The following is a 13,412-nucleotide window of genomic DNA, read 5'->3' on the forward strand; positions in this document are numbered from 1 at the left end:
GGATTGAGGGTGCGTGGAATAACTCAACTTATTCCCTACTTGCCTGTCCTTTTCCTTCTTTTCTATTCCGCAAAACAAAAAAGCAGCCGATCTCAATCGGCTGCTACGCAATTATTGTGCTGTCGCGATAAACTCTTTCAATGCTTCTTTTGGTTGGAAGCCCATTGTTTTCGAAACAGGCTCGCCATCTTTGAACATCATGAGTGTCGGGATACTTTGGATTTGGAAAGCACCTGCGACTTCAGGGTTTTCGTCGACGTCGAGTTTCACGATTTGGACTTGGTCACCCATTTCTTGATCGAGTTCTTCGAGAACTGGCGCGATCATGCGACATGGTCCACACCAAGTTGCCCAGAAATCTACGAGGACGACGCCCTCTTTTACATCTTGTTCAAACGATTGAGTCGTTGCGTGTTTAATAGCCATTTGTAAAAACCTCCCCAATAAGATGAGAGAGTCCTGGTAAAGAACTCTCATGCAATTCATGTTCAGAGTATACCACGGAGGGTAACAACCCCAAAACGTTTTGCTTATTAGCTATTGACGAGGTGCTTACGGAACTCTTCTGTCAACATCGGGACGACATCGAACAAGTCGCCGACGATGCCATAGTCTGCCACGCTGAAGATGTTTGCTTCTGGGTCCTTGTTGATGGCGACGATGACTTTCGCGTTACTCATCCCAGCCAAGTGCTGAATCGCTCCTGAAATCCCACATGCGATGTAGAGGTCTGGTGTGACGACTTTACCCGTCTGTCCGATTTGAAGTGCGTAATCGCAGTAGTCAGCGTCACATGCTCCACGTGAAGCACCGACCGCGCCTCCGAGAAGCTCAGCCAACTCTTCAAGCGGTTTGAATCCATCTTCGCTCTTCACGCCACGTCCACCTGCGACGATAACTTTCGCTTCCGCCAAATCTACTTTCCCAGTCGCCTTACGCACGACTTCTTTGACGATCATCGCGAGGTCTTTCAATTCGACCACCGGCGTTTCAACAGAGACGCTCGCGCCCGCTTGACGTGCAAGTGCATCGATGTTGTTTGGACGGATTGTGAAGAACATGACCGAATCTTTGAACTTCACTTTCTCGAACGCCTTCCCTGAGTAGATCGGGCGAACGAACTCTGCGTCGCGTCCTGTCCCTTCGATCGAGACAACATCACTGATGAGTCCGGCATCGAGACGTGCCGCAAGTTTCGGTGCGATGTCTTTCCCAAGAGCCGTATGTCCGAGGACGATCATTTCCGGATTTTCTTGCTCGATCAACTGACGGAGCACTTGTCCGTAGCCGTCTGGCGTATAATGCTTGAGGCGATCATCTTCGACGACGAGGACACGGCTTGCACCATACTCCCCGAGTTCTTGTGCGAGTGATTGCACGTGATCCCCAATCACGACTGCCGTCACATCGTCTGTCAATTGCTTCGCCGCAGCGATGGCTTCGAATGATACGTTACGTAACGCGCCTTCACGCGCTTCTGCGAGTACTAAAGCTTTCATCTATGATCTCCCCCTTAAATGACTTTCGCTTCCGTGCGAAGAAGTTGTACGAGCTCGCTCACTTGTGTCGACATATCGCCTTCAAGGATGCGACCGGCTTTCTTCTCTTCTGGCAAGAATCGTTCAATCGTCTCGATTTTCGCTTCGATTTCATCTTCATCGAGATCGATGTCCATGAGTTCGAGTTCTTCGAGCGGTTTCTTCTTCGCCTTCATGATTCCTGGCAAGCTCGGGTAACGCGGCTCGTTCAACCCTTGTTGTGCCGTTACGAGAAGTGGTAGTGCGACTTCGATGACTTCCGTGTCCCCTTCGACGTCACGTGTGACCGTTGCCGTCGTGCCATCGATTTCAAGAGCCGTGATCGTCGTCACGTAGTTCATGTCGAGAAGTTCTGCGACTCGTGGCGCGACTTGTCCGCTACCGCCATCGATTGCCACGTTTCCTGCGAAGATGAGGTCTGCGTCCTGTTCTTTCAAGTATGAGGCGAGAACTTTTGAAATCGTGACATGATCCGCATCCTCGACATCGTCCTCGATTGAGATGCGAACGGCTTTGTCCGCACCCATTGCGAGTGCTGTACGTAATTCTTTGTCCGCATCTTCTGGTCCTACCGTGACGACCGTGACCTCTCCCCCGAGTGCGTCACGTTTTTGAATCGCTTCTTCGACCGCATATTCGTCATACGGGTTGATGATGAACTCAGCGCCGTCTTCTTGAATTTCCCCATTCTCGAGCTGAATTGCTTCCTCAGTATCAAACGTACGTTTCAGCAAAACAAAAATATTCATGGTTGATCCCCCTTTAGTCAATTCTTTCCATCATTCATGAATCAGCATTCATTTTTTGAGCTAGTGATAGGGCTCACTGTTACGTAAGCCCTTTTTTCAACATATGGTGCACATTTGGAAGCGTCGACAACAGATCATACTTGAAGCCGCTCGCCATCCAACTCGTCACAACCTCATCGATCGTGCCGAAAATCATTTGACGGGCGAGTCGATAGTCTAAATCCTTGTCAAACTCTCCTGTCTCGATTCCATGTTTGACGACAGAATCGATTAAGTTCAAATACGGTTTTAGCACTTCTCCGATTTTTTGGCGAAGTACCAAGTTCGACTGCCGCAGTTCGATTTGTGTCACGACGGCGAGGTCGTAATCGGCCGACAGTTGCTTTAAATGTGATTCAATCAACTGATACAACTTACTCCCGGCTGACGTCTCGCTCTCGATTTGTTGTTTCGAGTAGTCGATGAACAGCCCCATCTTCGCTTGGAACAATTCGATTAAGAGATGCTCCTTGTTTTTGAAGTACAAATAGATTGTGCCGTCCGCGACACCCGCCTCTTTGGCGATGGCTGTCACCTTTGCACCGTGATAGCCATGATTGGCAATTACTTTGACCGCCGCATCAATGATTCGGTCACTTTTCGAAATATGATTTGTCATTAACCCCAAGCTCCTTACCGTTGCAGAAAAATGAATGATGGTTCATTCATTTATTATTCTATCATGCGTACGCTTGGTGTCAACTGCTTTGTTTCACTTGTTTGGCCTTCTCTTCGTCGACGAGGACACGGCGTAAAATCTTACCGACGAACGTCTTCGGCAACTCGTCGCGGAACTCATACAACTTTGGCACTTTATAAGCCGCAAGCTTCTCGCGACAATGTTTGTCGAGTTCTTCTTCCGTCACACTAGAGCCGTCGCGAAGGACGATGAACACCTTGACCGTTTCACCCCGATATGGATCTGGGACACCGATACAGACCGCTTCCTTCACGGCCGGATGTTCGTAGAGCACTTCTTCGATTTCACGCGGATAGACATTAAAGCCACCTGCGATGATCATGTCTTTCTTCCGGTCGACAATATAGAAGAACCCGTCCTCGTCCATGTAGCCGAGGTCACCCGTCGCGAGCCACCCATCTTTCAAGACGGCTGCCGTCTCCTCCGGCTTCTGCCAGTAGCCTTTCATGACTTGCGGACCGCTCAACATGATCTCCCCGATTTCTCCGATGTCCGCCTCGGTCTCTCCGTCTGCTTTTACTATTTTAGCAGAAGTGTCCGATAACGGGGCACCGATTGAGCCGACGATTCGCTTATCCCATAAGAAGTTCGCATGCGTGACCGGCGACGTCTCAGACAAACCGTATCCTTCGACGATGCGACCTCCTGTGATCTTCTCAAATTCCTCTTGCACTTCAATTGGAAGTGGTGCTGAACCCGAGATACACGCCTCGATCGAAGACAAATCATACTTCTTCAGTTTCGGGTCGTTCAAGATTCCGACGTACATCGTCGGTGCGCCCGGGAAGAAGTGTGGCTTTTTCTTCTGAATCGTCTTCAAGACATCCGTCACTTCGAAACGTGGTACGAGGACGAGCTCATAGCCGTTCGTGACCCCGAAGTTCAGACAGCACGACATCCCATAGACGTGGAAGAACGGTACGACACACAAGACGCGTTTCTCGTCCCCACGATTATACTTATAGAATAAGTTCGTGATTTGATCCGCGTTCGCCGTCAAGTTGAAGTGGGTCAACATGACGCCTTTCGGAAGTCCCGTCGTCCCCCCAGTGTATTGAAGAACGGCGACATCTTCTTTCGGTTCGATGTCGAGCGGCGTGATAGGGTTAAAGTCTTTATAATTTTTGAACGGCGTCGATCCGGTCGTATCGATGACGATATTGTTCTCACGTTTCACTTTGATTGGATACAGTTTGTTTTTCGGGAATGGTAAGTAATCAGCGATACTCGTCGTGATCACGGTTTGAATCTCCGTCTTCTCACTGACGCGAAGCGTTTTCGGATATAACAGATCGAGGGTGATGACAATTTTGACCCCTGCGTCCGTGACGAGGTTTTCTAGCTCTCGTTCCGTGTAAAGCGGGTTCGTCTGGACGACCGTCCCACCTGCATAGAGCACGGCATAGAACGAGATGACGTATTGAGGACAGTTCGGAAGCATGAGGCTGACGCGGTCGCCTTTTTCAAGCCCTTTCGCTTGAAGCATCGTTCCGAGTCGACGTGCGGCATCATCGATTTCCGCGAATGTCCACTCCTTTCCGATAAAGGAGACGGCCGTACGATTCGGATAATCCTTTGCTGCGCGAGACAATGCCTCATAGAGCGGCTTTACCTCATAATCGATTGACTGGGGCATTCCTTCTGGATAATCTTGTAACCACGGTTTGTTCATCGCTGTTCCTCCTTAGGAAATGAATACTCATTCAGTTACCCCTATTATAATGCTAAGAAAACGCTTTCATCTACCCTTTACCCGATAATTTTCAGAAAATATCAAAAAAAGCGATTGGATTTGTTATCCAATCGCTGTCATACCCGCCTAAAATAGGAATCTTTCGAATCCAGTTGTTCAAGCTTCTGATTCATAAGTTGTTGCAATTCTTTTTCATGACGAATATTTGAGAAGTCAGTCCCGAACCATGCCTCCATCTCGGGTCGAGAGAAAGCGTAGGTCCGGTTCGGGAATGCAAAGCGGACAATTTCGGCGTTCGGGATGAGGGTAAAATAGGCAGCTGCATTCCGAATCGCCAGACGTTCTTGTTCCGCTCGTTCCATTCCCGGATCTTCGTAACGGACGGTCAACCCATAAGGACGCTTCTTCGTCTGCAGTTCGACCGATTGATAGCATTCATGTAGCGGCAAACTTCCGGCAATGCCGACGACGGCTGCATTGTCCCCGACTTTCGCCCCTTTGTATTCAAAGGCGTCCGGTTCCGGGTTCATACATCCTGCCAGTGAGATGACGAGTACGAGCAACAGACAGAAGCGTTTCATAGGTGTCCCTCCTTACGATTTGAGTCTCAAGTTGAAGCGGTAAAGCAAGCGTTTAGCGAGTAAGTGTGCTAAGAACGCTCCGATCACAAAACCGACAACATATAACATCACGCTTTGCGGGTAAAAAATTCCCGAGAAGAACACACCGCCTAACATTGCGAAACAAATAACGATAACGATATGGATGAGCCATAACCAGTTCGAGAACATAAAGAAGCGGCCATTATTTTCTTGTGGTGCTTCCTTGAACATCCACAATCCGAGACCAAATGTTAGAACGATAAAGACAATCGAACTGGACAAACCGATTGTAAGGAATTCCGTCCACTCCGCTCGAGAATCAAAGATTGAATACATATCTGTATTGACGATGTTATTCAACGGTGACAGGATTCGCATCGGTACACTTTCAAATACCTCGTCAAAAAGTGTATATGAAAGATTTGGAGAAAAGGCTATGAGCGATCCTTGAATGAGGGCTACAATCCCCATCGGGAAGACAAGTGCCACAAATGTCCAAACGACTTGTGAGATCGACTCACCACCAAATGATCCCATCCATAGCGATACCGAGAAAAATGAGATGCCCGACAAAAGTAGGAAAACAATCAATCCGAGCACTTTGACCTCATTGCCATCAAGTAAGAAGGAATAGTCAGAAAGACGGATGATGAGAAACATCAATGCCCCCCCTACCAATGTCGCTGGAACAATCCCTGTAACACCAATCACCCATTTTGATATGTACAGCTGGGTGCGGGTATATGGTAGCGACATCGAAAAGTCCGACATTTGACTGTTTCGTTCACTTCCAATCAGTACGGATGCCATAAGCGCACCGAAGATGACAAATAAGAAGACGACGACCCCCATCGGAATGAGTGCATCGAGTCCTCCTAAATATCCGAAATCAGAATTGCTATTGAAAAAGTCCTCGGTAGTCATCGTCTCTATATCTTCTTGGATTACATCCGAATAATCACTTGGATTTTCTTGCATATCGCGAATCTGTTCCTCATACACCTGCATTTGCGTCCATACCGGCACCGTGAAGGCGATGACGCCTAAAAAAACGAGCAAGATCCAAAGCAGCGACACTTGTTTCCAATCTTTTTTCAACAACACTTTAGACGGCATGGGCTTCTCCTCCTAACTGGATACGGAATACGTCTTCGAGAGACATCGGGATCTCTTCGATGAGCATCGGATTGTATGAATCGATAAACGCCTCGAGCTCGTCTGTGCGTTCTTTCGCCATGAACAGCACGACACGTCCTGTCACACTAATGATTTCAATATCTTTTCGTTCGAGCAACTCGACCGGGACATGGTCGTTGAAGACGACTTGCCACTTAATACTGAGAGCACGCGCCTCTTCGAGCGACATGATTGCTTTGACGCGTCCACTCTCGATCATGATGATGCGGTCGGCAATTCGTTCAAGTTCGTGTAACTGGTGGCTCGAGACGATAATCGAGCAGTTCCGTTTCTCGACTTGGGCAATCATCAGTTTCAACACGTCTGACTTGGCGACGACGTCTAGACCGTCCGTCGGTTCGTCGAGCAGATAGTATTTCGCTTGGACGGCGAAAGCGAGCGATAACGTGACGAGCGCCTTTTGACCTTTTGAGAGTTGGCGAATTTTTTTGTTGTCGATGTTGTAACGCGTCAATGTCTCACGGAAGGCGGAACGATTGAACGACGGGTAGATTGACTCATACAAGTCCGTCGCCTCGTTTACCGTATAGTGTTTGAGCGCGTCCGCCGAATCCGGTACGAAGATGATGTCCCGCTTCAATCCGGCATCTTTAAAGATACTTTTCGTTCCATAAAGCACGTCTCCCTGATCTGGGCGGATGATGCCGACCATCGTCCGGAGAAGTGTCGTCTTGCCGGCACCGTTACGTCCGACGAGCGCGATGATTTCTCCTGACTCGACAGTAAAGTCAATTCCGTCCAAAATTGTTTGACGGTCAATTTTTTTACTTAACTGTTCAACTTTCAGCATTGGATTTCCCTACTTTCTCATATTCCGTTCGCAATACGCCAATGGCTTCGTCTAACGGCACGTTCGCATAGTGGCAATCAATCGCAATCTTTTTGATCGAGGCGATGACCGGCTCACGTGCCGCATCATCGTCCACCCAGTCCTCGGAGACAAACGTCCCGCGCCCACGTCGCATCTCAAGCAGCCCGAGCCGTTCCAACTCCTGATACGCCTTACTGACCGTATTCGGATTGATGACAAGATCGGTGGCGAGTTCACGCACGGACATCACCTTATCTCCGGGTCGTAAAATTCCACGGATAACGAGCTCTTTCGTTTGATTGACGATTTGTTCGTATAGCGGTTCTGAACTTTTCATATCGATTTTGTATAACATGGGTCACACCCTCTCATAGTCAATGTTACTCTTTAAGTGTATTATATGTATTAGTACACGCAATTACAATAGTTCTTTGAGGGCACTTTTAGTTTACAGCGAAATGGAAATGATTTGAATAAGACTTTGGACCGAGGTATTCTCCTTCAATATCAGGTAGATTGAACGAGAGGTGACGAAATGATTAAAAAACGATTACTGGCAAGTATGGTCGGTGGGGTTCTTGCTGGCGGGCTCTTCGTATATACGACGATTGAAAAGTCAGAGGCACGGGAGACTTATACCGCGTATGTGAAGGAAACGTACAACGAACAACCCGATATCGAGCTGTCACGCGATTGGAAGATGGGCGGTTATGTCGGGGAAGTCACATTGACGAACGAACCGTTCGCCGGAACTTATATTCTCGAAACGTATGGTGACGGCTCCATCCACGATAACGTGCTCGAGACGTATTGGGAACGCGAGGCAGAGCGGACGATTCACGAGCGCCTCGTTTCGAAAAGAATCTTAAAAGAAGAAGAGACCGTCCGTGCGGAAGTACCGACCGGAGTGTCCGATGATGTGCAAGCAAAAGTCAGCCCGGCCCCGCCGTCCATCTATGAAACGAATCCGAAGACGTATCTCGACGTCTCGATCATGTTTCATGAAGACTGGAACAATACGGACGAACAGAAACAACGAATCCTCGATGTCATCCGTGAAGTGGAATCCGACGTCTATTCGATTCACTTCTCGTTCGACGGGAAGCCTGGAGGAAATGATGATTACACAGAACGGTACATGATGTTCACGCGCAAAGCGTCTGACATCGACCCGTCCTTCCTCGATGTGCGGACGATTGAGGATTTGAACGCCTATGACCGCCTGTATGGATTCGACGATACGACATTCACGACAGAATATCGATTTGATGGCACCCCTATCGAAGAGAAGACGACACAATAATCCGGTGTCGTCTTTTTTGAGCGTTTGACTTTACAGGCAATCCAAAACGTTGTATCGTTTGACAAGTCAACGATTGATAAGTCAATTGAGAAAGGTGGGACGCAATGGACCTACGTGAAATCAGCCGATTACTTTACCAAATCAAGGTGGCGGAACAAAATGTCGCATCGTCGTTCGAACGGGAGACAGGATTCAGCCTGACCCGCTACGAGATGTTACAAGTCGTCAAAGAACGAGGCGTTTGTTCGCAACGTGCGATTAAGGAAGAGATGAAAATCGACAATGCCGCCATCACTCGACATTTGAAAATCCTTGAAGAGAAAGGATTTGTCGTCAGAGAGCGGAACGCGGAGAACCATCGCGAGATGTTCGTCTGTGTGACAGAGAAAGCAGAGCAAGACCTAAGGGATTGCGAGCGAGACGAACGGGCCAACCATCTCGTCTTACAAGCCTTGTCCGCTGAAGAGATTCAACACTTATCCGCGCTGCTTCAAAAATTGAACAGTCACGCCTAAACAGAGAAAGAAGGAATTCACCAATGGCAACTACATTCAAAAACAATACATTTACAGACGTCATGTTCGGTCGCAAATCAATCCGTGTCTATGACGAGAACGTGAAAATCTCACAAGAAGAAATGCTCGAGATGATTCAAGAAGCAACGACTGCCCCATCATCGGTCAACATGCAGCCATGGCGTTTCGTCGTCGTCGAGAGCCCAGAAGCGAAAGAGACGCTCAAACCGCTTATCCGTTTCAACACGCGTCAAAACGACACGTCTTCTGCGATGCTCCTCATCTTCGGAGACATGGAGTGCTACGAGTACGGCGAACAAATCTACGATCAAGCGGTCGCAGAAGGTAAAATGCCACAAGAAGTACGTGACCAACAGCTCGACGCGATCATCCCTTACTACAAAAATCTCTCGAAACAAGAGATGAACGACATCGTGAAGATCGATGCGAGTCTCGCAGCGATGCAATTCATGCTCACAGCTCGTGCACACGGCTATGACACGAACCCAATCGGCGGTTTCGAGAAAGACCAACTTGCAGAAGCGTTCGGTCTCGATAAAGATCGTTACGTACCAGTCATGATCTTATCTGTCGGAAAAGCGGCAGAAGAAGGTTACGAATCAGTTCGCCTTGATGCTCAAACGGTCACATCATTCAAATAATTCATTTAACAATCGGAGGAATCAACCGTGATTTTAGTCAACGCCACATTCGATATCCAAGTATTACAACGTGAGAACTTCTTGCGCGATATCCAAATCTTGATCGACTCATCAAAACAAGAAGCAGGGTGTGTCGGATATGACCTATACGAGTCAACATCTGTCGAGAACCGTTTCGTCATGATCGAGAACTGGGAAGACCAAGCCGCTCTCGAGCAGCACAACCAAAACCCAGTCCTCATCAACTTCGCACAAAACGTGGCGAACTACGTGTCAGCGAAACCGGTCGTGCAAGTAGCGGCGGTCAACTAATATGTCGACGCTCACCCTTGTGCTCGGAACGCTCGTCGCCATCGAATTCTTCTATATCTTCTATTTAGAGACGATTGCGACGGCATCCTCGTCGACGTCACGCGTCTTCCGTCTATCGAAAGACGAGCTGACGAGAGACTCGGTGTCGGTTTTGTTCAAAAATCAAGGCGTCTATAACGGATTGATTGGGGTCGGGCTCTTGTACGGACTATACCTTTCCCCAAACCCGGTCGAGATTGTCACCATGATCCTGACCTATATCATCCTCGTTGCCCTATATGGCAGTATCACGAGTGACAAGAAGATTATTCTGACACAAGGTGGGCTTGCCATCTTGACGTTGATCTCGATGGTGATCTTATGACAGAAAGCGTTCGACCTGAGAAAATGGTCGAACGCTTTTTGCTTGTATCCTCTATACTAAATAGTGAGGTGATGATGGTGAGATACACATGCCCATGCTGTGGCTATCAGACGTTAGAAGAGGAACCACCAGGCACATACGACATTTGTCGAATCTGTTTTTGGGAAGATGACGGGGTTCAATTCGATGATCCCGATTTTGAAGGCGGTGCGAATACGGTATCACTTCGACAGGCTCAACAAAATTACATTCAATTTGGTGCGAGTGAACGGCTCTTTTGTGATGATGTCAGAAAACCGAATAAACACGACAGAAAAGACCCAGACTGGAGACCCTTCTCTAGCAAGTTGACTTAATACAAGGTCACCCATATAAGAGGTGACATTGATCATTCATCTAACCACATCTCTTCATCGACGACAAAGAACGATTCATGGGAGCATACCGCAAGCACACATGTCTCTCCCGTATAAAACATCAAGTCTTCCGGAAGTTTCGGATGAATCCAACTGAATAATGAACGACCCCGTTCTTTTTAGAACTGTACCGTCCTGTAATTCATATGAAACGAATATAGATACGCTGTATCCACAGACAGTCGTGTTGTCTCCCACTCACTTACGATAGTTCGTTCAATCAAATCCCAAAGAATCTCTTCAGTCAGTACATATCCATATACGCTAGACGCTCCTCTTCAATCTCCATGCGTCGCCTGTCTTCCACGAACGCAAAGTGAGTGCAGTGCTCAAGCAAAACATCGATGAGCGCCTCATAGCGCTCTCCCTTTACATCTTGAGTGATCATCAGCATGCTTTCAAGCATCCTACGGTGAAGCAACAAATATACCCGTCTCTTCCGTAATCTCAAACGAATCTTGATTCCATCTCACTTCAATCGTCCCGACTCTTTCGGGTTCTTCGACACTTCGATATAATCGCCTGACCTCCATGTCAAAAGTGAAAAAGCCACTTGATTGTTTCATATACCCTTCTTGATTCACATATGTATTTGTCTGATCCCCAATCAGCGTAAATGCGTCACAGCTCTCATCTTCACATTGTACCGAATAGGTTTCCTCGAACCAGCTTATAAAGTCATCCATACCTGGGCTTATCGTATACATCGGTGTCACCCTGGCCCAAGCTACAATCAACACAACAAAACCGATGAACAACCATTTTTTCATACGCTCTCCCCTGCTCTCACTATCCAAAGTCTACCATATCCATTTCATCAAAATTAAAAAACCGCCCTGACGAAGTCAGAGCGGAGTCCAATTATAAGGCGAAAATCGCTGCAGATACACCGACGACACCAACGAGCGCCATCGCATATACCGGTACTCGTGGCATTTCGCCATTGTTGTCGAGCGCTTTCCCAAACATGTAGAAGACGATCGGATGCACGAGGAACGGCATCGAGAAGATGAGCGGGATGAGAAGTGACGCTTCCGTTCCGAACATTCCACCTTGAACCGCTGCGAACAAGCCGAAGTGCGAGATCGCTGACGATTGTGCCATCGTCGTGTAATCAAACGCAATTGTGCTGAACGCCAAGATAACGAGACCACCGAAGACGGCCATCATCTGCCATCCGAACGAGAACTGCATAAGGGCTTTGACTTCTTTGAAGTCTTCCCCGTTCGCCGCGCGTAAGTTTTTCAACGCGAGCGCAGTAAGTACGAGACCGACCAAAACGATGATGGCTGTCGGCCAAATCCAGAGCGCACCGTTGTCGGCACTGACCGCGAGGATTGAGAAGACGAAGATATGTCCGAAGAACGGGATGTTGATCATGATTGGCGCACGTTTCGCTGCTACTTGACCGAAGTCACCAGCCGTACACGCTCCTGTGAGACCACTGTGTGAAAGTGACCCTGCCATACCTGGTGCGAGATTACGGATGTGACCCGTGCGAGCGAACCACATGATGAGCGCGATCCCACCGAACATCCAGAACAACTGACCGAAGAAACCGTAGACGAGAATCGAGTTCATGCCTTCGATGGCGAACGCGTCACCGATTCGTGAACCCCCGACCATGAAGTTAGCAGCCAAGACGACCGGGATCCCTGCGAAGAGAAGCGCGCGGACAGTCGGTCCATACGTCCAGTTATGGAAGATGGCACCGAGTGCTGACGAAATCAACATCGCAAAGAAGATTTGCGGAAGTGCGATAATCGGCTGAACCGCTGTCGCAATCAAGAACGAGACGAACAAGATGACAAGCAAGAGGACAGTCTCGATGACACCTTTTTGCATGTATACTTTCTTGTCCTGAATCTGTGCTTTATGGTCGATGAGTAAGAACGACACCGCAAGACCGAGGAGTGCGAGGATTGGGTAGTAAAGCGCAATCCCTTCTGCCGTACCTGGCTCGATTGCCATACGGAAGAATCCTTCCAAACCGACGAGCAAGAAGAACGAACGAAGGATGAAGATGAACTGCGTACGTCCTGTCCCGAGGAACATCTCCTCTTTGGCAGGAATGACGATGTCCTCCATGTCGAGCTCTTGTTTACTCAAGATTTTACGAAGTTCTTGTCCACCGACGAAGAACGAAACGACTAACGCGATGATCGTCGTCCGTGACAAGAAGTCGACAAGCGGGAATTCAGGAAGACCCGGCGTCGCGATACCGATTTCGACCATACCGAATCCGAGACCGAGACCGAAGATGACGATGACGAGGATCGGCGAGAAGCGCGTCCCAGCCACGACCATACGAGATAAAATGACCATTGGAATGACGAAGGCCATAAGCAACCAGAATTGGTTGATCAGTTGCATTTGAGATAATTGCTGTACAAGTTCCATTGACTAACCCCTAACATAATTTTTAGCACACAATATCGAAGTGTACAGGAATGAACATTATGTGACAATAGGGTGTGATGTTTTGTAAACATTGAAAGCGGAACCAAGTGA

The 13,412-nt window shown here is 48.2% G+C and carries 18 protein-coding genes; 6 read left to right on the forward strand and 12 right to left on the reverse strand.

Annotation, left to right across the window (positions count from 1 at the left end; genetic code table 11):
• Positions 1–111: 111 nt before the first annotated feature.
• From trxA to KNO69_RS09585, 9 genes are all read right to left on the reverse strand, one after another.
• Complete coding sequence (gene trxA / locus KNO69_RS09545) at positions 112–426, reverse strand: thioredoxin (protein WP_015881090.1); 315 nt, start codon at positions 424–426, stop codon at positions 112–114.
• 107 nt (positions 427–533) lie between these two features.
• Positions 534–1,499 carry an electron transfer flavoprotein subunit alpha/FixB family protein gene (locus tag KNO69_RS09550; RefSeq protein ID WP_214817528.1) on the reverse strand — a complete coding sequence of 322 codons (966 nt, stop codon included), beginning with the start codon at positions 1,497–1,499 and terminating at the stop codon, positions 534–536.
• A gap of 14 nt (positions 1,500–1,513) precedes the next feature.
• Complete coding sequence (locus KNO69_RS09555) at positions 1,514–2,287, reverse strand: electron transfer flavoprotein subunit beta/FixA family protein (protein WP_078146521.1); 774 nt, start codon at positions 2,285–2,287, stop codon at positions 1,514–1,516.
• A 79-nt stretch (positions 2,288–2,366) separates the two neighbouring features.
• Positions 2,367–2,945 carry a fatty acid metabolism transcriptional regulator FadR gene (locus tag KNO69_RS09560; protein WP_074037553.1) on the reverse strand — a complete coding sequence of 193 codons (579 nt, stop codon included), beginning with the start codon at positions 2,943–2,945 and terminating at the stop codon, positions 2,367–2,369.
• Between the two features lie 79 nt (positions 2,946–3,024).
• Positions 3,025–4,698 (reverse strand): AMP-binding protein, encoded by a 1,674-nt coding sequence (locus KNO69_RS09565; protein ID WP_214817531.1) that lies wholly within the window; start codon positions 4,696–4,698, stop codon positions 3,025–3,027.
• A gap of 137 nt (positions 4,699–4,835) precedes the next feature.
• A complete protein-coding gene (locus tag KNO69_RS09570; RefSeq protein WP_214730767.1) occupies positions 4,836–5,300 on the reverse strand; it encodes a DUF4825 domain-containing protein in 465 nt (154 codons plus the stop codon).
• 12 nt (positions 5,301–5,312) lie between these two features.
• Positions 5,313–6,437, reverse strand: a complete 1,125-nt coding sequence (locus tag KNO69_RS09575) for an ABC transporter permease subunit (protein WP_214687775.1) — start codon at positions 6,435–6,437, stop codon at positions 5,313–5,315.
• The gene (locus tag KNO69_RS09580; RefSeq protein WP_214687773.1) at positions 6,427–7,308 is read right to left on the reverse strand and encodes an ABC transporter ATP-binding protein; all 882 of its coding nucleotides are present in this window, start codon (positions 7,306–7,308) and stop codon (positions 6,427–6,429) included. The genes KNO69_RS09575 and KNO69_RS09580 overlap by 11 nt, the downstream gene beginning before the upstream one ends.
• Positions 7,295–7,684, reverse strand: coding sequence for a GntR family transcriptional regulator (locus tag KNO69_RS09585; protein ID WP_078146516.1), 390 nt, complete (start codon positions 7,682–7,684; stop codon positions 7,295–7,297). The genes KNO69_RS09580 and KNO69_RS09585 overlap by 14 nt, the downstream gene beginning before the upstream one ends.
• 180 nt (positions 7,685–7,864) lie before the next feature.
• Here KNO69_RS09585 and KNO69_RS09590 point away from each other — a divergent pair, with 180 nt between their 5' ends.
• The 6 genes from KNO69_RS09590 (at position 7,865) to KNO69_RS09615 (ending at position 10,841) form a co-directional block, all read left to right on the forward strand.
• Entirely contained in the window at positions 7,865–8,632 is a 768-nt protein-coding gene (locus KNO69_RS09590; RefSeq protein ID WP_214687770.1) for a hypothetical protein, read from the forward strand.
• A 104-nt stretch (positions 8,633–8,736) separates the two neighbouring features.
• Positions 8,737–9,147, forward strand: coding sequence for a MarR family winged helix-turn-helix transcriptional regulator (locus KNO69_RS09595; protein ID WP_214817534.1), 411 nt, complete (start codon positions 8,737–8,739; stop codon positions 9,145–9,147).
• A 23-nt stretch (positions 9,148–9,170) separates the two neighbouring features.
• Positions 9,171–9,809: a nitroreductase family protein gene (locus KNO69_RS09600; RefSeq protein WP_214817536.1), complete on the forward strand. Its 639-nt coding sequence runs from the start codon at positions 9,171–9,173 to the stop codon at positions 9,807–9,809.
• A gap of 27 nt (positions 9,810–9,836) precedes the next feature.
• Complete coding sequence (locus KNO69_RS09605) at positions 9,837–10,121, forward strand: putative quinol monooxygenase (protein WP_214684783.1); 285 nt, start codon at positions 9,837–9,839, stop codon at positions 10,119–10,121.
• A gap of 1 nt (position 10,122) precedes the next feature.
• Positions 10,123–10,485, forward strand: coding sequence for a DUF1304 domain-containing protein (locus tag KNO69_RS09610; RefSeq protein WP_214684785.1), 363 nt, complete (start codon positions 10,123–10,125; stop codon positions 10,483–10,485).
• A 77-nt stretch (positions 10,486–10,562) separates the two neighbouring features.
• Positions 10,563–10,841 (forward strand): CPCC family cysteine-rich protein, encoded by a 279-nt coding sequence (locus KNO69_RS09615; RefSeq protein WP_214817539.1) that lies wholly within the window; start codon positions 10,563–10,565, stop codon positions 10,839–10,841.
• Positions 10,842–11,145: 304 nt separating this feature from the next.
• On the opposite strand, the gene KNO69_RS15330 is transcribed toward KNO69_RS09615, so the two are convergent.
• The 3 genes from KNO69_RS15330 to KNO69_RS09630 form a co-directional block, all read right to left on the reverse strand.
• The gene (locus KNO69_RS15330; protein WP_251030917.1) at positions 11,146–11,295 is read right to left on the reverse strand and encodes a hypothetical protein; all 150 of its coding nucleotides are present in this window, start codon (positions 11,293–11,295) and stop codon (positions 11,146–11,148) included.
• A gap of 13 nt (positions 11,296–11,308) precedes the next feature.
• Entirely contained in the window at positions 11,309–11,671 is a 363-nt protein-coding gene (locus KNO69_RS09625; RefSeq protein ID WP_214684787.1) for a hypothetical protein, read from the reverse strand.
• Between the two features lie 91 nt (positions 11,672–11,762).
• Positions 11,763–13,301: a hypothetical protein gene (locus tag KNO69_RS09630; RefSeq protein ID WP_214817542.1), complete on the reverse strand. Its 1,539-nt coding sequence runs from the start codon at positions 13,299–13,301 to the stop codon at positions 11,763–11,765.
• Positions 13,302–13,412 lie beyond the last annotated feature (111 nt).

Source organism: Exiguobacterium sp. s131 (genome assembly GCF_018617345.1).
GTDB lineage: Bacteria > Bacillota > Bacilli > Exiguobacteriales > Exiguobacteriaceae > Exiguobacterium > Exiguobacterium profundum.